The sequence below is a fragment of the Proteus sp. STS61-E genome, from assembly GCF_040932335.1.
Lineage (GTDB): Bacteria > Pseudomonadota > Gammaproteobacteria > Enterobacterales > Enterobacteriaceae > Proteus > Proteus mirabilis_B.
This window is the reverse complement of record NZ_JBFQGE010000001.1, coordinates 962,634-986,776: the sequence shown is the minus strand read 5'-3', so window position 1 is coordinate 986,776 and position 24,143 is coordinate 962,634. Positions and strand designations below refer to the sequence as shown.

The window sequence follows — 24,143 nt, the reverse complement described above, 5'->3', positions numbered from 1 at the left end:
GAATGAATTTATTTTTATAATTCAATGTGAAAATAATTTAATATTCCTATTATTTAATTTATAGCTAATTGAAAATAAATTTTAAATAAAATGACTTTGCTTTTATTTTATTGTTATTATTTGTTTTGAACTTAACTTTAAATATAGAATAATTAGAAATGGAATATTTAACTATGTTTAATCATATATATGGAATTGTCGGTATTTGTGGTACTTTAGTTGCATTAATAACAAGCTTTATGCAAGACAAAGAGCTTGCTCAATGGATCTTTGTTTGTTCTGGATGGTTGGCTGCATTATTTGTTGGGTATTTTAATTATATTTTTTTTAAAAGGTTAAGTTTACAACTCACTAATCTTATTGAAAAAAATAATATAATATCAAATGAATTAACTAATGTTGAGTATCAAAGGAAAAATATAGAAAGTATTGCTACATATTTAGCATCACAAAATAATCCTATGCGAACCACAGCAATACCTCGAGATAATTAATAATAAATTTAGGAGTCAATCTTGTCTAAAATACAATTCGAAAACTACAATTATTACCCTACATTAAGAACAAGAGGAGCCGAAATATTAGGTTTGGAAAAATTAAGTGATGAAAATAAGAAGAAAATATTACCAATAATAACATTAGGAAAATGGCCTCGTTCTGATGATATTAAAACATCAATGAATAAAACAATAGAATCAGTTAATGGTAATCAATTTATTGTTGATGTAACACAAGAAGTAAAACATCATTGTGAATCAAGTCTAGAATTATTATCTCATCAGCAAAATTTTAAGAAATGGATAGATTTTTGTTCTCAATATGAAAAAATCATTCCAACAGTTCAAATAACCGAGTTAGCCAAACTTCGTGATATTGTAATGCAAGCAAAGATCCTAGAATCACAATATGGTTATATCGCTTTTAGGATCAAGAATATACATACGGATGTTAACCGTGTGATTAGTTCGCTTGTCGCATTAGATAAGCCTCAAAATGCAATAATATTTATTGATTTAGGCTATATCAGAGAAAGTTTTCCTGCGGCTGTTATAGCGACTATCAATGCGATTAATCAAATTAGAACTGAAATACCTGAGGCGATTATTAGTATTTTGACAACTAGTTTTCCAAGTTCAGTTATACGTTTTTGTCATGAAAATAAGCAAAGCGGTTTTATAGATGTAATGGAACGCGACTTTCATCAATCTATTGGAGGACAGTCTGTTGCTATTTATGGTGATCATGGCTCTATTCATTCTGTTGTTTATGATGATGTAATGGGGCGCTATATTCCTCGTATAGATATCGCTTTAGATGATGCTTGGTATTTTGAAAGAAGACCTGATGCTAAAGATGCGAATGGCTATATAGATGCTGCAAAATCTATATTAAAAGAGTACCCTTCGTATGAAAGTGATCCATCTTGGGGTGCTGAAATGATACGAAATGCTGCAAGTGGTAATGTAACTGGAATGGGAAGTCCTGCTAAATGGATTGCGGTAAGAGTAAATCTACATTTATCTAAACAGATAGAGCGTTGTGAAATGGATAATTATGATGCTTATGATCTTGATATAATTTAAATAAAGGAGGACTAGTCCTCCTTTATAACATATCTTTTTATTACCTTAGGTGGAATATCTTTTTTCGAACAGCCAAATTTTTCTGATATTTTTTTTGTATCTATAAAATGAAAATCAGTGGTTGGTTCTGTATCAACTTGCTTTAAAGCGAGTTTGTTTTTTTTAGGTTGATTTTGTTTTTTTCTACTTAATAAATCTAAATGTTTTGTTGTTATTTTTTTGTCTTTATTGAGTAAAGCTAAATATTTATTTGATGTTGATAAATAACGTTTTTTTACGGAGTTGATAGCATGACTTCTAATAATATTAAGCGGAAGTGTTTCAATAATAATTTCTAATTGCTGACGAGAACATGCTGGTGGAATAGCAATATCGTGTTCTTTTAATAAATTTTTTATTTCTTCTTTTAATAAGAAATCACAATAGACTAATTTATCTTGAATTATTCGTTGGTTACCTTTTTGAATAATTTTAAAATCAATATGTTGTTCAGTAGATATAAACTCTATGATTTCAATATCAGAGTTTTCCATTTCTTGGATTTCTATTGTGAAACGAGGTGAACATACCACCGTGACTTTTTCAAAGCGGGAAGAAAAAGTTGATAACTGTCCTTCAAGTCTTTTTAATGAGTCAAAGTCACTCTTTATTTCAAAGGCATGTAAATTTCCATTGGCGACGGCTAAATCAGCGCGTCTTGTCCAGTTAGCAACAACCATCTCATTGATAATGGTTGCATCGTTTAGGTGCCCATTTATATATAACCAATTAATGAGGGCTATCTTAACTTCTTGTTCTCTCAATGGAATAGACATTTGAAACTCATAAAAACGTGAATTTTAAGTATTATAACAATTTAAGATAAAGGTGTAACTTATTATTTTATAAATGTATTTTCTACAAAAAATTATTTTTGAATTAATAATAGTAAGCTAAGTATTAAAAAAGAGAGGTTATTAAAAACACCTCTCTTTAAAAAATTAGAACTTCTATCACCAGCCCTGAATTGCACCACCATTAAAAATGGTTTCGGCGGCTGTTGCAACTTCAGGTGATTGGTAAGCCTTAATAAAATCCCGCACATTATCAGCGTTTTTGTTATCTTCTCTTGTCACAATAATATTGGTGTAAGGAGAGTTTTTATCTTCAATAAAAATACTGTCCTTAGTAGGAGATAAATTAATTTGCTGGATGTAAGTTGTACTGATAATAGCGACAGTCACTTTAGGATCGTTTAAAACCCGTGGTAATTGTGCGCCTTCTAGCTCCATAATTTTAAGCTTAAGTGGATTATCAATAATGTCGATAGCTGTAGGCAATAAACCACTGTTTGGTTTTAACGTAATCAGCTTTTCTTTATCTAATAACAGTAATGCTCGACCTAAATTGGTGGGATCGTTAGGAACTGCGATGGTATCGCCTAATTTTAACTCCGAAGGATGCTTAATTTTTGTTGAATAGCCCGCCATAGGAAAAACAAAGGTATTACCAACAGCCACTAAATTGTAACCACGAGATTGATTATCTTGGGCAAGAAAAGGGCGATGTTGAAAAACATTGGCATCAAGTTCTTTATTTGCTGTGGGATCGTTAGGTAACAAAGAACCACTGAAACTTACCAATTCAACCTCTAAGCCATATTTTTCTTTGGCGACTTTTTTGGCAACTTCAGCCACATCTTGTTCAGCACCATTAATCACACCAACCTTGATTGAATAGCTGTTTTTATCGCTATTATCACAGCCAGTTAATAACGTTCCTGCTAATAATAGCGCGCTGAAAATCCTACCAGAAAAATGTAATGGCATAATGCATTCCTATCAAAATTTATTTATTAATAAATAACTTAGAATCAGATGGATAGTCAATGAAATCGCATATGACAAATTTTCACATGATATAATTGAATGATGAAAGAGCGATAAAAAAGAACAAGATATAAACAAAGAAAATAGATAAAGAATGAATTTACAAGGTAATAGAATAAAAACCATAAATAAAAAATCCGAGCAACTTAGGCTCGGATTTGAAAATAATTAATGCTGTGCTGTTACTTATTATTGCGCTTTCTTAAATAAAAGATGACCCATTTTATCGGCTTTAGTATCAAGATAATGCGCATTGCTTGGATTACGTCCGACGATCAATGGCACTCGCTCGAGAACATTAATGCCTGCGGCTTTCATGATTTCAATTTTCTTCGGATTATTGGTTAATAATCGAACTTCATGAACACCTAATAGGTTATACATATCAGCACAAAGGGTAAAATCACGTTCGTCTGCTTTAAAACCTAACTCGAGGTTCGCTTCAACGGTATCTAATCCTTTATCTTGTAATGCATAAGCGCGTATTTTATTTAGTAATCCAATATTGCGGCCTTCTTGGCGATGATAAAGTAATACGCCACGACCGGCTTTGCTGATTTGTGAAAGCGCAGCTTCAAGTTGGAAACCACAATCACAACGCAAACTAAATAAAGCATCACCCGTTAAGCATTCTGAATGAATACGAGATAATACGGGCTCTGAGCCTGAAATATCGCCATAGACAAGGGCGACATGATCTTTTCCTGTTGCGATTTCTTCAAAACCGACCATTAAAAACTCACCAAAAGGAGTTGGTAGTTTTGCTTCTGCGATACGTCTTAATTTCATTATTTTTGACTCATAATTTCAGGTGAAACTCTCGTTCAATATTATATACTTCATAATGAGAACAAAGAGAAATAAAACACTGAAATATTTCCATGTCTGATAGGCAAGGAAATTGGGTAACACACACTTATAAATTCACACCTATACAAATTATCAGATTTTAAGCCTTATTGCATAATGATTTATTGCTAAACTATCATCGATTATACTAATTACCTTTAAGCATGAACGAAAGACAACATTCGTATTAAAGAAGAGGCAATATATTGAATAAGCAAATAACAAAGTTGATTCTATTGGGCTGTGTGTTGCTCTTAATCATACCGAGTGTTGTGTTGATATTGGGTTGGAAATGGCAACCTACCGACCACCCTTTAGGCGGTATAAGTACATTATGGATAGCAGATAGTGCAGCAAAACCTTGGGGCGCTGTGACGATTATTGTTTTGTTAGCATTGCTCTTTATGGTTTTAAAATTGAAGCGTAACCATTTTATTCAATTAGCAGTGATAATTATTGCTACATTATCTATTGGGCAATTAATTAAGGTCGCGGTTAAAAACACAGTAAAAGAGCCTCGTCCTTATGTTGTTTGGGTTAGTAAAAATCTGCACATTAGCTCTGAAGCTTTTTATCAAGTTTCAAGACCAGAGCGAGAACAATTACTTCAAAATGGATTAGCCAACTCACCAGTGATCCCTGAATGGCAACTTAAACATTGGAAAGCAGAAACGGGTTATGCTTTCCCATCGGGTCATAGCTTATTCTCTGCCACACTCGCATTATTTGTTTTTGTCCTTTTTATGTTGCGTCGTCATTATTTTTTAGCGTCATTCGGGTTATTATGGGGAATTGATGTCACGGTAGGGCGTATTGTATTAGGAATGCACTGGGCATCTGATGTGATTGTCGGTATTCTTATCAGCACAATGCTGGTTTGGTGTGCATTTAAGGTGATTGAGCGACGTTTATTGCTCAAATCCTGACGATAGCCCTTATTTTTGAGATACAGAATGTCTTTTTCGATATTTATGTGAAAAAATATACGAAAATCAGATGATTCTAAGAAATGACTTTCTTTGTGCGCAGTGAAAATGCTACCTTTATCTGTCTACTAAAGAAAAGAGAATAAAAAAGGAAATAATGTGAAAAAAGTCCTACTTTTTATTTTGGTTATTCTTGTTCTTGCCATCGTGGTGATAGCCATGACTTTAGGCACAAATAACGATCAGGTAGTCACATTTAATTACCTTATTGCTCAAGGTGAATATCGTATTTCTACCTTGTTAGCAGCTCTGTTTGGTGTGGGCTTTGTACTTGGCTGGATTGTAAGTGGTGTTTTTTATTTACGTGCACGCTTATCACTAGGCCGAGCAAAACGTAAGATTAAACGTCTTGAAAGCGCCCAAACAAAACAAGAAAACCAAGAAAGTCGCCCAACGGTTGCTTCTGCTACGAAATAAGGACGATAGCTGATGCTAGAATTGCTGTTTCTGTTATTACCTGTCGCTGCGGCTTACGGCTGGTATATGGGGCGTCGTGGCGCTCAACAGGATAAACAGCAGAACGCCGATCGCCTGTCACGTGAGTATGTGGCGGGTGTTAACTTCTTACTTTCTGATCAACAAGATAAAGCTGTTGATCTTTTCCTCGAAATGCTTAAAGAAGATAGCTCTGCTTTTGAAGCCCATCTTACTTTAGGTAATCTTTTCCGCTCTCGTGGCGAAGTCGAACGAGCTATTCGTATCCACCAATCGTTAATGGAGAGTGCTGCACTTTCTTTTGATCAGCGTCTACTTGCTGTTCAACAGCTAGGTCGTGACTATGTGGCGGCAGGTGTTTACGATCGTGCTGAAAATATGTTTCAGCAACTTATTGATGAACAAGAATTTCGCCAAAGTGCGCTACAATCTTTGCTTGCTATTTACCAATTAACCAGTGATTGGGGAAAAGCCATAGAAACGGCTGAAAAATTGGTGAAATTAGGTCAGCATGAATTAAAAGAACAAATTTCACATTTTTATTGTGAATTAGCTCTCCAAGAAATGAGCAGTGATAACCTTGATAGTGCGCTGAATTTGTTACAAAAAGCAGGGCAAATGGACCCTCTCTGTGCGCGTGTTTCAATTATGTATGGTCGTATCTATATTGCTCGTGATGATAAACAAAAAGCCATTGATGTTTTAATGAAAGTGATTGAGCAAGATAAAGAGATGGTCAGTGAAACCTTACCTATGCTTTTTGAGTGTTTCCAATCTCAAGGTGATACTTCTCGTTGGGAAACTTATTTACGTCAATGTGTGGATAGTAATTGTGGTGCGATTGCTGAGCTTTACCTTGCTGATATTATTGAAACGAAAGAAGGTATTGAAGCGGCGCAGTTATACATTAATCGTCAATTAGAGCGTCATCCAACCATGCGTTTGTTCTATCGTTTAATGCGTTACCATTTAGCAGAAGCGGAAGAAGGACGTGCCAAAGAGAGCCTTATCTTATTGCGCTATATGGTTGGTGAGCAAATTCGCACAAAACCAGATTATCGTTGCCATAAATGTGGTTTTACCTCTCATGCATTATATTGGCATTGTCCATCCTGTCGTTCATGGGATACCGTTAAACCTATTCGCGGTTTAGATGGTCAGTGACGATGTCACTTTTTTAATAGTCTCTTTATAAATAAAGGCCCTAAAATGTCATTTCATTGTGATAAAAAATCGCCCGAGCTTACCTGCGCGCCCGTTATTGTGGCACTAGACTATGAAGACCAAAAAAGTGCATTAGATTTTGCACAGCGTATCGATCCCTCATCTTGTCGTTTAAAAATTGGTAAAGAGATGTTTACCCGTTTTGGACCTCAATTTGTCACTCAGTTACAAAAAGAAGGGTTTGATATTTTCTTAGATTTGAAATTCCATGATATTCCCAATACCGTTGCAAGAGCTGTTGCCGCTGCCGCTGATTTAGGTGTATGGATGGTTAATGTACATGCAAGTGGCGGAAGTCGCATGATGCGTGCTGCCAAAGAGAGCCTTACAGCCTTTGGTAAAGATGCGCCACTTTTAACGGCAGTAACTGTACTTACCAGTATGGATCAATCCGATTTAATTGAATTGGGAATAACATTGACACCTGCAGAACAAGCTGAACGTTTAGCGTTACTAACAAAATCTTGTGGTCTTGATGGTGTTGTCTGCTCTGCACATGAAGCAACGCGTTTTAAACAAGTTTGTGGTGATGATTTCCTATTAGTCACTCCGGGTATTCGCCCGGCAGGAAGTGATGTTGGCGATCAGCGTCGCGTAATGACACCAGAGCAAGCCATTACCGCAGGTGTTGATTATATGGTGATTGGTCGTCCTATCACACGTAGTGATAATCCTCTAGAAACACTGCAACAAATTAATCGTTCTATACAAGGTATGTAATTTAACATGGATAATAACTCTCGTTTGGTTTATTCCACAGATGCGGGTCGCATTAAAGAAGAAGAACAAAAGCCTGTGCGTCCTGCCGGTGATGGTATTGTGCGTATTCAGCGCCAAACTAGTGGACGCAAAGGCAAAGGTGTTTGCGTTGTTTCAGGTATCGATCTGGATGATGCAGAGTTAGCCAAACTGGCGGCTGAGCTGAAGAAAAAATGTGGTTGTGGTGGTAGTGTAAAAGACGGCTTAATTGAGATCCAAGGTGATAAACGTGATTTAATTAAATCGCTGTTAGAAGCCAAAGGAATGAAAGTTAAACTCGCTGGTGGCTGATTTATTTAGTTAGATAGCAACAAAACTAATCATAGTGCGCTGATTTTCCATTGAGATTAGCGCATTTTTTATTGTCACATTTTTTATTTTCACATAAGAGATGTCTTTTTAAAGGTATTTTATGAAAGCGTATTTGATGGTTGTTGCACTGTTATATTCTTCTGCGCTTTTTGCAGAAACTAAGGCAGAAAATAAGACTGAGAACATGGTTGTTCATGATAAATACTGCTCTTCGCCAGAGCAAACAATGGATGAGGTCTTTGAAAGTGGGGCACTAACCTATTGTGTTTATTCAGGTCTTTCAATTGCAGATGCCTATAAAAAATATGTCAGTGAGCATGATGAAGATTATCTTGTAAAAACCATTAAGGTGAATAATAACATCCAAAAAGAGTATACGAAAGATGATGTTTCTGTTGATTATAAATGGGAAAGTCCAAAGAAATTGATGATAGAACAACAGTTTTCAGGTGGCTTTACGGAATTTTTATTAGAAGAAGATAAGAAAGGCACTAAAATCACGATCACGGGACATCCCGATTAATTGTTAGTAAAACAGAAAACAGCGAAGTTCATAAGTAAGATGATAGGTGACAATGTCACCTATTTTTTTGCATTTCATTCTATTCTTTCTCATCTATTTTTAGATATTTCACTGGTACTGAAAGTGTTAACCAAACACCATTATCAGCCTGATAAAACTCAAAGCCTTCACTAAACATTTTTTCACTATCCACCGTTAAAACAATGGCTTTTCCATGACGATCACCGACATTCACGGCTGTTTTATGATCTTGTGAAAGGTGAACATATTGACGACCATTAGGAATTAAACCTTGCTTAAAAATACTGTCGATAAAGCGAGTTGCTGTACCGTGAAAAAGTATTTTTGGGGGAGTAATTGCTTGGTAATCAATTGTGGTTTTAAGCGAGTGACCTTGAACTGCACGAATAAAAAGTCCGTCTTCTGAGATAGCAAAACGCTTTTTATCATTGGTTTCTACAACGTCTTTAATTAACTCAAGAGTTAGCGCTGTTCCATTTTTCTGTGCTAATGGGATCAATTTTGATATTTCTCCCCATCCTTGGTCATCTAACGTTAAACCGATACTTTCAGGGGCGTGACGTAAGATATAACTTAAAAAACGACTAACTTGTACTTTGTCTTTCATTGATTTAATCCATTTATTAATTATTAAATTTATGATGCAAGAGAAAATACCTATGCAACATAAAAACATTTCCTTTCTTTTTAATGTTCATTTTTATCACTAGTTTGACTAGAAATTAAAGACATAAAAAAAGCTGATAGCTCAAAATGAACTATCAGCCTTATTGTATACCGATTTAAGTCCTATTAGATAGGACGAGCGACGATATTACGAGTTTCCAGTTTTACATCTTCAATACGAACAGGAATAACATCATTGAGTTTATACGCGGTTTCGCCTTTCACAATAACAGTGCCTGTCTCTTGGCTACATTGGATTTCGTCACGTACAGCATGTAAGAATGGTGCAGGAATAAAGGCAACAGCACCATTTTCAACTAGACGAACACGAACACCACCACGGGTAATATCGATAATTTCTGCATTAAATGGTGTTTCAGTACCAGCAAAAGGTTTTAAGAAACGTGCATATAACCAATCACCCACGTCACGTTCAGCCATACGGTTAGCACGGCGACGCTCTGCAATACGAATGCCATCTTCTTCTTGCGGTTTTTCAGCGCTTTCTTTGCTAATAATCGCTTTTAGCAAACGGTGATTTAAAATATCACTGTATTTACGAATTGGTGAAGTCCATGTCGCGTAAGCTTCTAACCCTAAGCCAAAGTGAGGGCCTGGCTCTGCTTTGATTTCAGCAAAGTTCTGGAAGCGACGAATACGGCTATCGAGGAATTGATTTGGCTGATTATCAAGTTCACGACGTAATTGACAGAAACCTTCAAGGGTTAACAAACTTTCAGATGTGGTTTCAATACCGTTATCTTTTAAGGTTTGTACAACTTGATCGATATAAAGTGGATCAAAGCCTGTATGAACATTGTAAACGCCAAAACCTAAGTTTTTCGCCAGTACTTTTGCTGCACAGATATTGGCGGTGATCATCGCCTCTTCAACAATGCGGTTTGCGATACGGCGTTTTTCTGCCACGATATCTAAAACATTACCGCCTTCATCAAGAATAAAACGATAATCAGGGCGTTCTTTAAAGACCAGAGCATGTTTTTCACGCCATTCATGACGTTTTTCACTCATCTCTTTTAATAACATTACTTGCTCATGAACCATTTCATTTTCAGGTTGCCATTGTGAGTTTTCACCTTCTAACCAATCTGAAATGTTGTCATAAACCAGCTTAGCTTTTGATTCTACCCATGCAGAGTAGAAGTGAATATCTTCAAGCAGAGCGCCATCTTCAGTGATGCTGACTTGGCAAACTAATGCAGGGCGTTTTTCATTAGGACGTAATGAGCAGATGTTATCTGACAGCTCACGAGGCAACATTGGGATATTGAAGCCCGGTAGATAATTAGTCAGCGCGCGTTGTGCCGCAATTTTATCTAATTCACTATTTGGCAGAATATAAGCCGTTGGATCGGCGATTGCGATAAACAGCGTCAATTGACCGTTCTCTTCTTTACGAATAAAGAGCGCGTCATCCATATCTTCTGTTGATGCACTATCAATAGTGACAAAGGAGAGAGAAGTCAGATCTTCACGAGGCAAAGTATCATGTAATGTCAGCGCTTCGTTACCCATTTCAGGCGCATCACGCTCAAGCTGATGACGCATTAAGGTCACCCACCAAGGCGCAAAGTGATCATCTTTATCAGTAATATAATCTGTTATTTCTGCCTGAAAACCTTTATCACCTTTATTAAGTGGGTGACGACGCATTACAGCAACAGCCCAATCTTGATCAACAAAGCTATGTGTTAAGCCTTGAGCAGGACGGCAAGGAATAGCGTCTTTTAAAAGAGGATGGTCTGGAATTATCCACAGACGGTTATCACCTTCTTTTTTCTGAATACGACCGACAAAACGCGTTAAGAAAGGTTCGACTAATTCTTCGGGTTCAACCGACTCTTTATCGCCGTTTGTATGAACGGCAGCAATAACTCGGTCGCCGTGCATCACTTTTTTCATTTGCGGAGGGGGGATAAAATAGCTTTTCTGACCATCAACTTCAAGGAAGCCAAAGCCTTTATCTGTTCCCTTTACAAGGCCTTCCACGCGCGGTGTCTGGGCATGGAGTTGCTGTTTTAGCTGTGCAAGCAGCGGATTGTCTTGAAACATATTTTTCCGGAAAGTCGGCAGTTTTAATAATAAAAAGTGGGCAATAGTTTTATTCGATTGTGTGTAGTGACGCAAGCAATATTGCATCATAAAAACAGACAAATCGGTAAAAAATTATTCAGGATCTGTTTTTTCTTTAAATTCACAAAGATCTTCAATAATACAAGAGCCACACCGTGGTTTTCGTGCAATACAGGTATAACGACCATGAAGAATAAGCCAATGGTGACAATCAACTTTAAATTCTGCCGGAACAACCTTTAATAGTTTCTGTTCAACTTCATTGACATTTTTACCTGGGGCGAAACCTGTGCGATTACTCACTCTAAAGATATGCGTATCGACAGCGATTGTTGGCCAGCCAAATGCGGTGTTTAAAACGACATTTGCTGTTTTGCGACCGACGCCAGGTAAGGCTTCTAGGGCTTCTCTGTTTTCAGGAACTTCGCTGTTATGTTTATCGACTAAGATTTGACACGTCTTAATCACATTTTCAGCTTTAGTATTATATAGACCAATGGTTTTAATGTATTTCTTAAGACCATCGATACCTAAAGTTAGTATCGCCTGTGGTGTATTGGCAACAGGGTAAAGCTTAGCTGTTGCCTTATTAACACTCACATCGGTGGCTTGTGCAGAGAGTAATACGGAGATCAATAGTTCAAACGGAGAGTCAAATTTTAGCTCTGTCGTTGGTTGCGGATTGTCATCGCGCAACCGAGTTAGAATTTCAATACGTTTTGCTTGATTCATTATGCTCACAAATTAATTTTTAACGATATGACTACCACAGCCTTGTTCTTTTTCGTAAGTTTTAGTTGTCGAAGCGCTGCGCTTTTTCTGTCTTTCATCAATTAGGTATTTTGCTGCTAACATAAAGCCTAAGCCGATAAAAGCACCCGGTGGCAAAATAGCAAGTAAGAAGGGTGAGTCTAAATGTACTATCTCAACTCTTAATACTTGTGCCCATTCACCTAATAGTAAATCAGCCCCGTCAAATAATGTACCGTTACCTAATACTTCACGTATAGCACCTAAAACAAAGAGCGCCGCAGTTGCACCTAATCCCATCGCTAGACCATCAATAGCAGAAGGAAAAACTTCATTCTTAGCCGCAAAAGCTTCAGCACGACCAATAACAATACAGTTAGTGACGATCAATGGAATGAAGATCCCTAAAGATTGGTATAAGCCATAGGCGTATGCGTTGATCAGTAATTGCACAGCACTGACGACTGACGCAATTATCATAACATAAATTGGGATACGAATTTCAGAGGGAACCCAATGACGTAAGCTAGAAACGGCAACATTTGTGCAAAATAGGACTAATGTGGTCGCAATACCGAGACCCAAGGCATTTGTTGCGGTTGAGGAAACCGCAAGTAAAGGGCACAACCCAAGTAATTGCACTAAAGCTGAGTTGTTTTTCCATAACCCTTGAGAAAAGAGCTCTTTAATTGAGTTCATATTAATTTGCCTCGCAGACAGAGAGTGTATCCAGTTTCTCTGGTAAAGATTGTATTAACCATGCAGTACGCTTTGATGAGTTGACGACAGCACGAGGGGTGATCGTCGCACCCGTAAATTGATCAAAATCTCCGCCATCTTTTTTTACTGCCCAGTGCTGATCGTTTTCACTGGAAATGAATCTATTACTCAGTGTCGTGATCCAATCCGAAATACGTGTTTCAATTTTATCACCCAGCCCCGGTGTTTCATTATGAGCAGTAACACGCACACCAAGGACATTTCCTTTAAAGTCGGCACCGACAAGAAGCTCAATGGCACCTGAATATCCATCGGGTGCCGTAGATTCCAATGCAGCAGCGACGGGTTTACCGTCTAAACGGGCAACATAAAGTTTATGGGGCTTGGTATTACCTAACTCTGGTGCTGTAAGAAGATAGCAATCTTTAGAAAGCGAATTGTTATACATTGCTTTAGGGATCACTTGATCCAATAATTTTTGTTTCTCTAAGGCAACTTGCTCTGCAATGGTATCTGCTGTGAGGTGATAGACCACGGCGGTTAAACCCGTAGTACAAGCAGCAAAGATAGCTAATGTGAGTCCATGGCGTTTTAAGATTTCGATCATCATTTTCTCCTTTGCATTAATGCCCGTAAACACGAGGGCGTGTATAGCTATCAATAAGAGGTACAGCGATATTGGCAAGTAATACAGAGAAAGCAACGGCATCTGGATATCCGCCATAAACACGGATAACCCAAACTAATAAACCAATCATCCCTGCATAAATTAAACGACCTTTAGGCGTTGTTGAGGCGCTAACTGGATCAGTGGCAATAAAAAATGCCCCTAACATGGTCGCTCCAGAGAAAATTTGTAATAGCGGTTGTGAGTAACGTGTAGGATCAATGCCCCAGCTAATAACCGAGCATAGTGCTAATACAGAAATCATCGCAACAGGAATATGCCAACTAATAATGCGTTTATAAAGCAAAATTAATCCACCCACTAAATAAGCTACATTCACCCATTGCCAGCCAATACCTGCAAATTCACCTTGTAAAATAGGTGTCGCTAACACTTCATCAATAGAGTGAGTGAGTAAGCCCGTTTTAAAACTATCAAGAGGTGTTGCTTGTGTAATGCCATCAACAGAGCGTCTTAAATCTTCAAGCGTTAAGCCAGATGATGTATGTCCCGTAAAGAAGATACTTAAACTATCCATTACATTGTAAGAGACAGCTTGTAATTCAACAGGGGGCATCCATGATGTCATTTGTACTGGGAATGAGATCAGTAAAACCACATAACCTACCATTGCTGGATTAAATGGATTTTGTCCTAAGCCGCCATAAATATGTTTTGCGATAACAATGGCTACAAAAGTACCTAACACAATGATCCACCACGGCGCTAGAGGTGGAATACTAATGGCGAGTAATACGCCAGTCAGCAGTGCAGAGTTGTCTTTCAGATACAGTAAAGGATCTTCTTTTTTGAGCTTTACACAGAGTGTTTCAGTGACAAGTGCTACGATAATAGCTAACACAATTTGGTAAATAGTTCCTAGGCCAAAAAAATAGATCTGGCTTAAGATCCCCGGCAGTGCTGCTAATGTTACCCATAGCATAACTTGGCTGGTGGACTGTTGATTATGCGTAAAAGGTGAACTCGCAATTTTTAATTTACTATTGTTATTTTGTATTGGTCTGAATTTCATCTGTGATTAATCCAAGGTAACTTCTTCTTTAGCTCGACGTTGTTCGGCTTCTTTTTTCGCTTTTACTCTAGCAATGGCAGCAGCGACAGCAGCTTTGCGCGGATCGACTTCTTCCACTTCAGCGTTTTGAGCAGGGGCTTCATCAGTTGTTGTTTCTACTTGAGCTTGTTGAGCTTCTTTTTTCGCTTTTACTCTGGCAATAGCGGCAGCAACTGCAGCTTTGCGCGGATCGACTTCTTCCACTTCATCATTTTGAGTAGGGGCTTCATCGATTGTTGTTTCCGCTGGAGCTTGTTGAGCCTCTTTCTTTGCTTTTACTCTGGCAATGGCAGCAGCGACAGCAGCTTTACGCGGATCGACTTCTTCCGCTTCAGCGTTTTGAGCAGGCGTTTCTACAGTTGATGATGCTTCAGAAGCTTGCTGTGCTTTCTTAGCTTTAACACGAGCCAATGCGGCGGCAACGGCAGCTTTGCGTGGATCGACTTCTTCTGCTTCAGCGTTTTTAGCCTGCGTTTCTACAGTTGAAGATGTTTCAGAAGCTTGCTGTGCTTTTTTAGCTTTAACACGTGCCAATGCAGCGGCAACGGCAGCTTTGCGTGGATCAGCATCTTCGCTCTCACTCGCTATATTCTCACTTGAGGTTTCTAGTGCTTTTTGCTGTGCTAATTTAGCCGCTTGTTTTGCTCTGACTTCCTCTTTACGTTTTTTACGTGCGGCAATCGCGGCTGCGTTATCTGGCTCTTCACCCGCTTTAACAGAAATAATTTTGCCAATACTTTGTTTCGCTTTTACGCGAGAAAGTGCAGATTGAACTTCACCGTGATCTTCATCATCAAGTTTAACTGCGGCACGTTGATGTCTAGCTTCACGCTCAAGTTTTTCGCGTTCCATACGTATTTTTTTCGCTTCAAAACGTGCTTTTGCCTCAGCCGCACGTTTTGCTTCCGCATCTATTTCACGTATTTCTGCTTTTTCTTGGCGATAGTATTGAACTAGCGGAATATTACTAGGGCAAACAAATGCACATGCACCGCATTCAATACAATCAAATAAATTATGCTGTTGTGCTTTCTCATGCTCTTTACCTTTACTAAACCAGTAAAGTTGTTGAGGTAATAAACCACTAGGGCAAGCATCAACACAATGACCACAACGGATACAGGCTTCTTCAAGATTATCTGTATCCATCTCTTCGACTGAAGGGATAAGTAGGCAGTTGGTTATCTTAACAACAGGGGCATTTAAGTCTGGTAGGGTAAAGCCCATTAATGGTCCACCCATAATCACCATTTGTTCAGAGCCTGCAACAAAACCAGCTTGTTTTAGCAATGAGTAAATAGGTGTACCTAAACGAGCCCAAAAGTTACCCGGTGTTTTAGCGCCATTACCTGTAACCGTGACAACACGTTCAATTAATGGCTCATCATCAATAATGGCACGTTTGATGGCGACAACCGTACCTACGTTTTGCATCAAGACGCCAATATCAGATGAACGTCCTCCTGATGGAACTTCTTTACCAGTTAAGATCTTGGTCAGTTGTTTAGCACCACCTGATGGATATTTGGTTGGGATAACACGAATAAAAATACGTTTCTCATCAGGTACAGCATTTAAGGCATTTTTTAATGACTCAATGGCTTCAGGCTTATTATCCTCAATACCAATTAACACTTCATCTGGAGACAGAAGGTGAATTAAGACCTGACACCCAGCAATCACTTCATCAGCATGTTCTTGCATTAAGCGATCGTCTGCTGTGATATAAGGTTCACACTCTGCTGCATTGATGATGAGTGTTTTAACGAGGTCGCCACCACCTTTTAATTTTGACGCAGTTGGGAATCCCGCGCCCCCTAATCCTGCAATACCTGCTTCATGGATACGGTTAAGTAACGTATCTCTACTTTCTGATTGGTAATTGATGATAGGGGATTTCTCTCGCCATTCGTCTTTACCATCAGATTGAATTCTTACCGCAATTTCAGGTAATCCAGAAGGATGAGCACTTGGAAATGGTTCTATTGCCGTAACTGTACCAGAGATAGAAGCATGTACAGGTAATGTTCTGCCAACCCCTTTTGTTAATGGTTGACCTTTTAATACATGCTCACCTACGCTGACACAAAGTTGACCCGGTACACCTAAGTGCTGATGAATAGGAATAATCACTTCATCAGGTAATTGCGCGATACGCATTGGTGTACGACTTGACTGTAATTTCATTTCAGGAGGATGAATACCGCCTTTAAAATCCCAGATTTTATCTTTTTTAAATAACGAAAAGAGATTAAACATGAGCGTTATCCTCCGTCTTTAATGACGGTTCATCTTCAGGTGTTTCTTCTGGCTCTGCTGGAATATTTTTTACTGGGATTGTATTTAAATCCCATTTCCAATTTGAGGTTGTGACTTTGACAGGAACCAAGGTTATACAATCAGTAGGGCAAGGAGGCACACATAAGTCACATCCAGTACATAAGTCTTCAATAACGGTGTGCATAGCACGTGTGGCACCCACAATGGCATCAACAGGGCACGCTTGAATACACTTAGTACATCCTATGCAATTATCTTCATCAATTAAGGCGACTTTTCTAATTGGATTTAATGCTTCTTCGTCACCATCAAGCGGTTGAGGATCAACGCCCATCAATTCAGCTATTTTTAACATCACTTGTTCGCCACCCGGCGCACAACGGTTAATCATCTCACCATTGTTTGCGACTGCATCCGCATAAGGACGACACCCAGGATGACCACATTGTCCGCATTGGCTTTGCGGTAATATTGCGTCAATTTTTTCGACAATAGGATCTTCTTCCACTTTAAAACGGCGCGCGGAATATCCCAAAATTAGCCCAAAGATAAGACCTAGCGCACCAAGTACGCCAATTGCTATCCATAAAGAATTCATTACAGTTTCACCAAACCACTAAAACCCATAAAGGCGAGAGACATTAAACCTGCGGTAATTAAACCAATTGAAGCACCTTTAAATGGTGCGGGTACATTGGCGACGGCTAAGCGTTCTCTAATAGCGGCAAATAATACCATTACAAGAGAAAAACCAATGGCTGCACCAAAACCATAAACGGCAGATTGCATAAATGTGTGGGCTTGATTGATATTTAATAATGCCACACCTAATACAGCGCAGTTTGTGGTAATTAAAGGTAAGAAGATCCCTAATAAACGATAGAGTGTCGGGCTTGTTTTTCTTACGACCATTTCAGTGAATTGTACAACTACTGCAATAACTAAAATAAAGCTCAGTGTGCGTAAATAAAGTAAGTCCAAAGGAACTAAAATAAAATTATCCATCAGCCAAGAACTAATCGAGGCGAGAGTCATAACAAAGGTTGTCGCAAATCCCATACCAATCGCGGTTTCTAATTTTTTTGATACACCCATAAATGGGCATAAACCAAGGAATTTGACGAGTACAAAGTTATTCACCAATACGGTGCCGACGAATAGAAGCAAGTAATCAGTCATTGTTATGCCAAAATTGTTAAACAGAGAAACAAAAAGCCTCCTGAAATAAAGAGGCTAAACAAGCGTATATAATATCAAGGGTAAAGGCGTGAAGTTATCGAACTTGTGTGAAAGTTTCACGAACACGTTTAGAGTACTTGATATAAGGCACAAAGCAGACAGTCGAGAATACAGACCATAGAAGGGATTGTAATGCCGTTTGGTCGTCAACAGGTGCAAAACCAAAACTCTTAATTGCTAATAGTAAGTTGATTAGCAACCAAAAAATGAACAGACGTGGAAAGTTTTTAGCGCGATAAAAAAATTGTCTTAGTAGATAAAGCGTAAAGCTAAACATTACCCACGTTGTTAACGCAGAGAGATACCAACTTGATATCAAATGAAATGGAAGCTGGTGGAGGATCGAAAAGTCTGAAAAATATTTAATAATATACAGAACAGACATCAACCCAGAACCAATCACTGACAAGATCATATAAGCCAATGGCGCAAGCAACCACCCTGTAATAGGCGCTTTTCCTGAAAGGTTATTCTGCGTGTTTGCTTTGAGATCAAATTTCATTAATTAATTATTCCTACTCGTATGTATAGAACTAAACGGGATATTATCACAAACTTTGTTATTATTTATTTAGCTACAAAAGTGAAAGTGATTTTTGTTAATAAAAAAGCATATAAAAATAGGATAGGGTTATGGCAATTAAACTCAATGTTGGGATTATCGGATATGGCTATGCAAGTAAAACCTTTCATGCTCCGCTAATAACAACAACCGAAGGTTTAAATCTTAGTGCAATTTCAAGCTCTGATGAAAATAAGGTTAAACAAGATTTTCCTCACATTACCGTTTATGCAGACCCCCAAGCACTTATTAATGATCCCTCAATAGACTTAATCATTATTCCAACGCCGAATAATACTCACTATTCACTGGCTTCACAGGCTCTAGAAAAAGGTAAACATGTTATTGTTGATAAACCGTTTACATTGACACTGGAAGAAGCTGAAAAATTAACTCAGCAAGCAACAGATGCCGGTAAACTCCTCTCTGTTTTTCATAATCGTCGTTGGGATTCTGGTTTCTTAACCGTTAAAAAACTTTTAGCTGATAAAACACTCGGTGATATCAGTGCCTATGAAGCGCATTTTGATCGTTTCCGTCCAACAGTTCGCCAACGTTGGCGAGAAGATGCAGGAATTGGCGGTGGGCTTTGGTACGATCTCGCGCCTCATGTTCTTGATCAAGCGGTTTGCCTATTTGGTGAGCCTAAAGCAATTACTGCGGATATTGCTCAATTACGTCCTAATGCAAAAAATGCCGATTACTTTCATGCATTACTAGAATATGACAATCTTAGAGTCGTTCTTCATGCTTCTATGTTAGTTGCGTCTCCAACACCTATTTTTGCTATTCATGGGACAAAAGGTAGCTATGTTAAATATGGTTTAGATACCCAAGAAGACGCCTTAAAAGCCGGTTATCTCCCTAATCAAACTTATAATTGGGGAATGGATAGTCAAGATGGTGAATTAACAACACTGTCAGAGTCTGGTGAATTAGAAACAACCACACTCACTACACTTTCTGGTGATTATCCTGCTTATTATCAACAAATTTATCGTGCAATTACATTGGGTGAAGAAAACCCCGTCACGCCAATACAAGCAACAGCCATTATGCGTTTGATTGAAGCTGGCGAAATTTCTAATCGTTTAAAACAAACCATTACGCTATAAGTAAAAGGGAGCGCTAAATCTAATGTCTTGGTGGCAAAAACTAAAACTTGATCCTTTTCTCATGATTATGATTTGTGTGGTGACGCTGGCAACGCTGCTACCCGCACAAGGCGATATTAAAGTCCTGTTCCAATATCTTACGACCGGTGCAATAGCACTGCTGTTCTTCTTGCATGGAGCGAAACTTTCTAGAGAGGCGATACTTGCCGGACTTGGGCATTGGCGTTTACATCTTACTGTATTTGCCAGTACCTTTATTCTTTTCCCTATTTTGGGGCTAGGGTTACAAGTTATTGTGCCTGAATGGATGTCACCAACTGTCTATATGGGTTTTTTATATCTTTGTGCATTACCTGCGACGGTTCAATCTGCCATTGCCTTTACTTCTGTGGCTGGGGGAAATGTAGCGGCTGCTATTTGTAGTGCATCTGCATCCAGTATTCTTGGTGTTTTCCTTTCACCGGTATTAGTCGGTTTTTTAATGCAAACGCAAGGTTCTGCGGAAGATTTCGACACGGCAGGGGCTATTCAATCAATCTTACTGCAACTGATGGTACCTTTTATTATTGGCCATTTATCTCGACCTTTAATTGGTCGTTGGGTTGATAAACATAAAAAATTAGTTAATAGAACGGATCGTTCCTCTATTTTGCTGGTGGTTTATGTGGCATTTAGTGAAGCAGTTGTTGAAGGGATCTGGCATAAAATTGACGGTTGGTCGCTATTAACGATTGCAGTAGTGAGCTGTATTTTGTTAGCAATTGTCATTTTTGTGAACGTATACAGTGCTAGACTGCTTGGTTTTAATAAAGAAGATGAGATAACCATTGTTTTTTGTGGTTCTAAAAAGAGCTTAGCAAATGGTGTACCTATGGCGAATGTGTTATTTCCTGCGGCGACGGTTGGAGTAATGTTACTACCATTAATGATATTCCATCAGATCCAATTAATGGTTTGTGCTGTGTTAGCACAGCGCTATGCTAATCAAGCTAAAAAGAAATAACGTATTTAAGCTGGTGGATAATTAATAATATTAATCAGATATTGATAATTAGATAAATAAGAAAAAGCATCGATTTAATTTTTTATCGGTGCTTTTTTTATTTGTTATAAAGGTCATTATTCTCGTTATGGTCACTATTTTCTTTTTTATCTGTTAACGAAGGTTGTTGAGATTTAAAGGGAAGTGGTAAGCCGAATACAAGATAAATTAAGAAAACAAAACCCATATTTAAATAGTCGGATTTATTATTTTTTACATCAATTTTTAATTCACAATCGATGGGTTCTAGCTGATCGTTAATATTATACTTGCCTTGGTAAAGCTCATTAAGCATTGCTTGCGCTTGTTCAAATTCTTTATAGTTAACCAGTAGTTTTACGCCGCCAGTAGCTTGAGCATACACTTGGTTATTCCAAACAATATTTTCATCTAAAAGAATAGCATCAATGCCTTCTGACTGAAGAAAGCCAGCCTCAATAGAGGCTTCAAGTGGAGATAGATATTGTGCTAATAATCTATATTGACCTCTTGTCGGGTGAATATTCCACATAGCTTTTCCTTAATAATAAGTAACCCCTCGAAAATTAATTTTAGTCTAAGAGTCATTAATAATTCCATCTATTTTCAATAAATATAAAAAAACCATCTGATTAACAGATGGTTTTAATCATAAAGCTATTAAATATTAACGTGAACTGACTTTCTTAATTAATGCATCACGTTCAGCTTGGCTAATAAATGCCATTTTTAAGCCATTAATCTGTGTCTGGCGAATTTGCTCTGGTGTTAATCCAGCCGCTGGTGCTGCAACATTATATTCGTGTTTTAGTTCAATGCCTTCAACCGCAGGATCGTCGGTATTAAGAGAGGCAATAATGCCATGCTCTAAAAATGTTTTTAAAGGATGCTCTGCTAACGAATTGATAGTACTGGTTTGAATATTCGATGTTAAGCAAGATTCAATACCAATTTGATGCTCGGCGAGATAGTCCATTAAACGAGGATCTTCAATAGCTTTAACACCATGACCAATACGGCTTGCACCTAATTCTTTAATCGCATGCCAAATGCTTTCTGCACCCGCAGCTTCACCTGCGTGAACAGTAATATTCCAGCCAGTATCACGAGCACGATTAAAATGGGGCTGGAATAAATGGCCAGGGAAACCTAATTCATCACCCGCTAAATCAAGCGCAGTAATTTTATCTTGATGTTTTAGCAAGCCATTAAGTTCTTGTTGGCAGGCATTTTCACCAAAGGTACGGCTTAAAATACCGATTAAACGAATGTCTACATCGTGAGATTGCAATGCACTCTGTACGCCATCAACAATAGCTTCCACGACACCTTCGACAGGGAGTTGATGTTTCATTGCCATATAATAAGGAGAAAAGCGCAGTTCAGCGTAATCAATACCCGCATTAACCACATCTACCACGTTTTCATAAGCAACACGACGACATGCATCTAAGTCTGCTAAAACCGCCACACCCCAATCCAATTTTTGTAAAAAGCTAACAAGACTTGGCTCATTCTTTGTGATTTGCACATGAGGGCGCAAAGCTTCTAATTCATAAGCCGGCAGTGCAATATTATGCTGTTTTGCTAACTCTAAAATGGTTTGAGGACGGATATTACCATCTAAATGGCGATGTAAATCGGTTAAAGGCAACTGTGTGTCAATCACGTGTTATTTTCCTTTTAATAGAAATAATGAAAATCTATCGTTTATAGTGATTTTCTTATAATCGGTAAGTTATAAAATAGTTGCGGGTTATTATGACTGATTTTTATTTTATTCACTAACAAATAAACATAAATTGGTTATTTCTGAAGCTAAAAACGACTATTTTTCTCAGTTTTAAGTTAAAAAGTAAAAAATAAAAAATAGGGCTGTCTATTTATTAACTACAATATTCAATGTAATTGACGTGTATTATCAAACTAACTGATACATTGATTTTAATCTAAAAATAGAAGTGTCATTATAATTGAAATATCCTATCAATTGTTTTGATAGATCTATAAAAGATAGATGAACAGAAAAAACAGTCAAGATATCGATTTTTTTTACTTCATTATTCAATAGATTACCTATTTTATATTTTTTATTAGCTGAAACATTTAAAATGTTTTCTCATAAAACATAATATTAAAATTTAGTTATATTTAAATTCATTTAGCTTTAATTAAATAAAATTAAAATAAACAATAAAACATCCATGTTATTAAATAAGTGATAAAGAAAATGGAATTAAAGCCATAATACTTTCTCGTTAAATGAAACTATTTAATTGAATGAAGTCATTTAATTATGATTTTTTAATACAAACCTATTGTTTAAAATTAAGGCTAATAATTATGAATGAGAATTCTGATTTAAATTTTGAAAAAAGAAATAATAAAATTAAAAATTTGCTGGCTTCAAGCTTACGTCCCCCTTCATCAGAAAATAATCTTACTTATGGTTCACAAGTTGTCACTGGCGATGGGACAATTGCGTTGGATTTAGTTGTTGTTATTGATACAAGTGGTTCAATGTCTGATGAATCCTCTGATTTAAGCAAAGAAGTTGATGCTGCAATACAAGAGGCATCAGAAAAATGCCCATCAAAACTTCGGGTAACATTTTTAGGTATAGAAGGTACATGGGATGACACTAAATTTGATCAATCAGCCAGTGATTATTTAAAAGCATTGGGTGTTCCTGAAAATCGTTTACAGGCAAGAAAACCCTTTAAAGAGGCTGACGGTCGTGATCATGCGGGTAATAAAGAGGATTTATGCCGTGCGGTGATTGATTTAAGTAAGTACTTTGATTGGCGTGATGGTGCGCGTCGTGCCATTTTTGTATTGGGCGATGAAGGTATGGAAGGTGGCGGCGGTGTATTGACCAACGCAGCAAAGATAAAAAATGATGAAGCGATTGCCGTTGCTCAGCACGAAAAAGTGAAAGTGTATACCTACCAAGGCACGCCTGACGATAAAATGACTAATTTAGATCGCTTCCCAAGTGTTGCTGATAGAGACAATATCACAAAAGAGTATGTACGCTTAGCGAAGAAAACAGGAGGGCGTTCTTATATCTACACAACAGGTATTGCTAAGTTTTCATTAGTATTGCAAGAGATCCTCTGTGATAGCTTAACACCGCCTAATATTCCTAAACCTCATGAGAAAGATACCAATTGTAGCCACGTCTGTGAGCAATTAACCTCGATTATTTCAACTGTAAATACACTTGCTGGAATAATTAACAAAACCATTGATTCTTGCTGTAAAGATGAATGGAAAAATCACCATACTCCCGCTAAAGATTGTGATTGTTAATTAAAGATAGAATAAAAAAACACCCCAGAGCTATTCACAATGGGGTGTTCTATTTACGTTTCTAATAGAAATTTAATTAATGAGC

The 24,143-nt window shown here is 37.7% G+C and carries 26 protein-coding genes; 11 read left to right on the top strand and 15 right to left on the bottom strand.

Features of this window, described 5'->3' with window-relative positions:
- Positions 1 to 158: 158 nt before the first annotated feature.
- Together AB4J89_RS04625 and AB4J89_RS04620 are read left to right on the top strand one after the other, a co-directional pair.
- Entirely contained in the window at positions 159 to 494 is a 336-nt protein-coding gene (locus AB4J89_RS04625) for a hypothetical protein (RefSeq protein WP_127913597.1), read from the top strand.
- A gap of 21 nt (positions 495 to 515) precedes the next feature.
- Complete coding sequence (locus tag AB4J89_RS04620) at positions 516 to 1,583, top strand: beta family protein (protein ID WP_311754758.1); 1,068 nt, start codon at positions 516 to 518, stop codon at positions 1,581 to 1,583.
- 11 nt (positions 1,584 to 1,594) lie between these two features.
- Here the strand turns inward: AB4J89_RS04620 and AB4J89_RS04615 are convergent, their stop codons facing one another.
- The 3 genes from AB4J89_RS04615 to ribA all read right to left on the bottom strand — a co-directional run bounded on the left by AB4J89_RS04615 (position 1,595) and on the right by ribA (position 4,240).
- Positions 1,595 to 2,398 carry a sce7726 family protein gene (locus tag AB4J89_RS04615; RefSeq protein ID WP_311754759.1) on the bottom strand — a complete coding sequence of 268 codons (804 nt, stop codon included), beginning with the start codon at positions 2,396 to 2,398 and terminating at the stop codon, positions 1,595 to 1,597.
- A 177-nt stretch (positions 2,399 to 2,575) separates the two neighbouring features.
- Entirely contained in the window at positions 2,576 to 3,391 is an 816-nt protein-coding gene (locus AB4J89_RS04610; protein WP_088495689.1) for a MetQ/NlpA family lipoprotein, read from the bottom strand.
- Between the two features lie 249 nt (positions 3,392 to 3,640).
- Positions 3,641 to 4,240 carry a GTP cyclohydrolase II gene (gene ribA, locus AB4J89_RS04605; protein WP_088495688.1) on the bottom strand — a complete coding sequence of 200 codons (600 nt, stop codon included), beginning with the start codon at positions 4,238 to 4,240 and terminating at the stop codon, positions 3,641 to 3,643.
- Between the two features lie 266 nt (positions 4,241 to 4,506).
- On the opposite strand from ribA, the gene pgpB reads away from it, so the two are divergent.
- The 6 genes from pgpB to AB4J89_RS04575 all read left to right on the top strand — a co-directional run bounded on the left by pgpB (position 4,507) and on the right by AB4J89_RS04575 (position 8,539).
- Positions 4,507 to 5,226: a phosphatidylglycerophosphatase B gene (gene pgpB / locus AB4J89_RS04600; RefSeq protein WP_368468285.1), complete on the top strand. Its 720-nt coding sequence runs from the start codon at positions 4,507 to 4,509 to the stop codon at positions 5,224 to 5,226.
- Between the two features lie 159 nt (positions 5,227 to 5,385).
- Positions 5,386 to 5,703, top strand: a complete 318-nt coding sequence (locus AB4J89_RS04595; protein WP_088495686.1) for a LapA family protein — start codon at positions 5,386 to 5,388, stop codon at positions 5,701 to 5,703.
- A 12-nt stretch (positions 5,704 to 5,715) separates the two neighbouring features.
- A complete protein-coding gene (lapB, locus tag AB4J89_RS04590; protein ID WP_088495685.1) occupies positions 5,716 to 6,885 on the top strand; it encodes a lipopolysaccharide assembly protein LapB in 1,170 nt (389 codons plus the stop codon).
- Positions 6,886 to 6,930: 45 nt separating this feature from the next.
- Complete coding sequence (gene pyrF / locus AB4J89_RS04585) at positions 6,931 to 7,665, top strand: orotidine-5'-phosphate decarboxylase (RefSeq protein WP_088495684.1); 735 nt, start codon at positions 6,931 to 6,933, stop codon at positions 7,663 to 7,665.
- A 6-nt stretch (positions 7,666 to 7,671) separates the two neighbouring features.
- The gene (yciH, locus tag AB4J89_RS04580; protein WP_088495683.1) at positions 7,672 to 7,995 is read left to right on the top strand and encodes a stress response translation initiation inhibitor YciH; all 324 of its coding nucleotides are present in this window, start codon (positions 7,672 to 7,674) and stop codon (positions 7,993 to 7,995) included.
- A 121-nt stretch (positions 7,996 to 8,116) separates the two neighbouring features.
- Entirely contained in the window at positions 8,117 to 8,539 is a 423-nt protein-coding gene (locus tag AB4J89_RS04575) for a hypothetical protein (RefSeq protein WP_088495682.1), read from the top strand.
- Positions 8,540 to 8,618: 79 nt separating this feature from the next.
- On the opposite strand, the gene AB4J89_RS04570 is transcribed toward AB4J89_RS04575, so the two are convergent.
- The 10 genes from AB4J89_RS04570 to AB4J89_RS04525 form a co-directional block, all read right to left on the bottom strand.
- The gene (locus AB4J89_RS04570) at positions 8,619 to 9,167 is read right to left on the bottom strand and encodes an RNA 2'-phosphotransferase (RefSeq protein ID WP_088495681.1); all 549 of its coding nucleotides are present in this window, start codon (positions 9,165 to 9,167) and stop codon (positions 8,619 to 8,621) included.
- A gap of 185 nt (positions 9,168 to 9,352) precedes the next feature.
- Positions 9,353 to 11,299, bottom strand: a complete 1,947-nt coding sequence (locus AB4J89_RS04565; RefSeq protein ID WP_194952412.1) for an exoribonuclease II — start codon at positions 11,297 to 11,299, stop codon at positions 9,353 to 9,355.
- A 114-nt stretch (positions 11,300 to 11,413) separates the two neighbouring features.
- Positions 11,414 to 12,052 carry an endonuclease III gene (gene nth / locus AB4J89_RS04560; RefSeq protein WP_088495679.1) on the bottom strand — a complete coding sequence of 213 codons (639 nt, stop codon included), beginning with the start codon at positions 12,050 to 12,052 and terminating at the stop codon, positions 11,414 to 11,416.
- 12 nt (positions 12,053 to 12,064) lie between these two features.
- Positions 12,065 to 12,769, bottom strand: coding sequence for an electron transport complex subunit E (locus AB4J89_RS04555; protein ID WP_368468280.1), 705 nt, complete (start codon positions 12,767 to 12,769; stop codon positions 12,065 to 12,067).
- Between the two features lies 1 nt (position 12,770).
- Positions 12,771 to 13,397, bottom strand: a complete 627-nt coding sequence (rsxG, locus tag AB4J89_RS04550) for an electron transport complex subunit RsxG (RefSeq protein ID WP_368468279.1) — start codon at positions 13,395 to 13,397, stop codon at positions 12,771 to 12,773.
- 16 nt (positions 13,398 to 13,413) lie between these two features.
- The gene (gene rsxD, locus AB4J89_RS04545; RefSeq protein WP_165124009.1) at positions 13,414 to 14,490 is read right to left on the bottom strand and encodes an electron transport complex subunit RsxD; all 1,077 of its coding nucleotides are present in this window, start codon (positions 14,488 to 14,490) and stop codon (positions 13,414 to 13,416) included.
- Positions 14,491 to 14,496: 6 nt separating this feature from the next.
- Complete coding sequence (gene rsxC, locus AB4J89_RS04540) at positions 14,497 to 16,788, bottom strand: electron transport complex subunit RsxC (protein ID WP_368468276.1); 2,292 nt, start codon at positions 16,786 to 16,788, stop codon at positions 14,497 to 14,499.
- Positions 16,781 to 17,407, bottom strand: a complete 627-nt coding sequence (gene rsxB, locus AB4J89_RS04535) for an electron transport complex subunit RsxB (RefSeq protein WP_006536931.1) — start codon at positions 17,405 to 17,407, stop codon at positions 16,781 to 16,783. Before rsxB ends, rsxC begins: the two co-directional genes overlap by 8 nt.
- Entirely contained in the window at positions 17,407 to 17,988 is a 582-nt protein-coding gene (gene rsxA, locus AB4J89_RS04530) for an electron transport complex subunit RsxA (RefSeq protein ID WP_088495675.1), read from the bottom strand. The genes rsxB and rsxA overlap by 1 nt, the downstream gene beginning before the upstream one ends.
- Positions 17,989 to 18,082: 94 nt before the next feature.
- Complete coding sequence (locus AB4J89_RS04525; RefSeq protein ID WP_088495674.1) at positions 18,083 to 18,550, bottom strand: DUF2569 domain-containing protein; 468 nt, start codon at positions 18,548 to 18,550, stop codon at positions 18,083 to 18,085.
- A 131-nt stretch (positions 18,551 to 18,681) separates the two neighbouring features.
- Between AB4J89_RS04525 and AB4J89_RS04520 the strand changes: the two genes are divergently transcribed.
- Both AB4J89_RS04520 and AB4J89_RS04515 read left to right on the top strand, forming a co-directional pair.
- Complete coding sequence (locus tag AB4J89_RS04520; RefSeq protein WP_088495673.1) at positions 18,682 to 19,725, top strand: oxidoreductase; 1,044 nt, start codon at positions 18,682 to 18,684, stop codon at positions 19,723 to 19,725.
- 22 nt (positions 19,726 to 19,747) lie between these two features.
- A complete protein-coding gene (locus AB4J89_RS04515; RefSeq protein ID WP_088495672.1) occupies positions 19,748 to 20,728 on the top strand; it encodes a bile acid:sodium symporter family protein in 981 nt (326 codons plus the stop codon).
- Positions 20,729 to 20,825: 97 nt separating this feature from the next.
- Here the strand turns inward: AB4J89_RS04515 and AB4J89_RS04510 are convergent, their stop codons facing one another.
- Positions 20,826 to 21,278: a hypothetical protein gene (locus AB4J89_RS04510; RefSeq protein ID WP_193775168.1), complete on the bottom strand. Its 453-nt coding sequence runs from the start codon at positions 21,276 to 21,278 to the stop codon at positions 20,826 to 20,828.
- Positions 21,279 to 21,413: 135 nt separating this feature from the next.
- A complete protein-coding gene (add, locus tag AB4J89_RS04505; protein ID WP_088495671.1) occupies positions 21,414 to 22,415 on the bottom strand; it encodes an adenosine deaminase in 1,002 nt (333 codons plus the stop codon).
- Between the two features lie 674 nt (positions 22,416 to 23,089).
- Between add and AB4J89_RS04500 the strand changes: the two genes are divergently transcribed.
- Positions 23,090 to 24,058, top strand: coding sequence for a VWA domain-containing protein (locus AB4J89_RS04500; RefSeq protein WP_311754764.1), 969 nt, complete (start codon positions 23,090 to 23,092; stop codon positions 24,056 to 24,058).
- Positions 24,059 to 24,143 lie beyond the last annotated feature (85 nt).

Coding starts and splice junctions, on each gene's coding strand:
- yciH (WP_088495683.1), top strand. CDS start 7,672: ATGGATAATAACTCTCGTTTGGTTTATTCCACAGATGCGGGTCGCATT.
- ribA (WP_088495688.1), bottom strand. CDS start 4,240: ATGAAATTAAGACGTATCGCAGAAGCAAAACTACCAACTCCTTTTGGT.
- nth (WP_088495679.1), bottom strand. CDS start 12,052: ATGAATCAAGCAAAACGTATTGAAATTCTAACTCGGTTGCGCGATGAC.
- lapB (WP_088495685.1), top strand. CDS start 5,716: ATGCTAGAATTGCTGTTTCTGTTATTACCTGTCGCTGCGGCTTACGGC.
- pyrF (WP_088495684.1), top strand. CDS start 6,931: ATGTCATTTCATTGTGATAAAAAATCGCCCGAGCTTACCTGCGCGCCC.
- AB4J89_RS04515 (WP_088495672.1), top strand. CDS start 19,748: ATGTCTTGGTGGCAAAAACTAAAACTTGATCCTTTTCTCATGATTATG.
- rsxD (WP_165124009.1), bottom strand. CDS start 14,490: ATGAAATTCAGACCAATACAAAATAACAATAGTAAATTAAAAATTGCG.
- AB4J89_RS04575 (WP_088495682.1), top strand. CDS start 8,117: ATGAAAGCGTATTTGATGGTTGTTGCACTGTTATATTCTTCTGCGCTT.
- AB4J89_RS04500 (WP_311754764.1), top strand. CDS start 23,090: ATGAATGAGAATTCTGATTTAAATTTTGAAAAAAGAAATAATAAAATT.
- AB4J89_RS04555 (WP_368468280.1), bottom strand. CDS start 12,769: ATGAACTCAATTAAAGAGCTCTTTTCTCAAGGGTTATGGAAAAACAAC.
- AB4J89_RS04525 (WP_088495674.1), bottom strand. CDS start 18,550: ATGAAATTTGATCTCAAAGCAAACACGCAGAATAACCTTTCAGGAAAA.
- rsxG (WP_368468279.1), bottom strand. CDS start 13,397: ATGATCGAAATCTTAAAACGCCATGGACTCACATTAGCTATCTTTGCT.
- AB4J89_RS04570 (WP_088495681.1), bottom strand. CDS start 9,167: ATGAAAGACAAAGTACAAGTTAGTCGTTTTTTAAGTTATATCTTACGT.
- AB4J89_RS04610 (WP_088495689.1), bottom strand. CDS start 3,391: ATGCCATTACATTTTTCTGGTAGGATTTTCAGCGCGCTATTATTAGCA.
- AB4J89_RS04625 (WP_127913597.1), top strand. CDS start 159: ATGGAATATTTAACTATGTTTAATCATATATATGGAATTGTCGGTATT.
- AB4J89_RS04520 (WP_088495673.1), top strand. CDS start 18,682: ATGGCAATTAAACTCAATGTTGGGATTATCGGATATGGCTATGCAAGT.
- rsxB (WP_006536931.1), bottom strand. CDS start 17,407: ATGAATTCTTTATGGATAGCAATTGGCGTACTTGGTGCGCTAGGTCTT.
- AB4J89_RS04565 (WP_194952412.1), bottom strand. CDS start 11,299: ATGTTTCAAGACAATCCGCTGCTTGCACAGCTAAAACAGCAACTCCAT.
- AB4J89_RS04510 (WP_193775168.1), bottom strand. CDS start 21,278: ATGTGGAATATTCACCCGACAAGAGGTCAATATAGATTATTAGCACAA.
- AB4J89_RS04615 (WP_311754759.1), bottom strand. CDS start 2,398: ATGTCTATTCCATTGAGAGAACAAGAAGTTAAGATAGCCCTCATTAAT.
- rsxC (WP_368468276.1), bottom strand. CDS start 16,788: ATGTTTAATCTCTTTTCGTTATTTAAAAAAGATAAAATCTGGGATTTT.
- rsxA (WP_088495675.1), bottom strand. CDS start 17,988: ATGACTGATTACTTGCTTCTATTCGTCGGCACCGTATTGGTGAATAAC.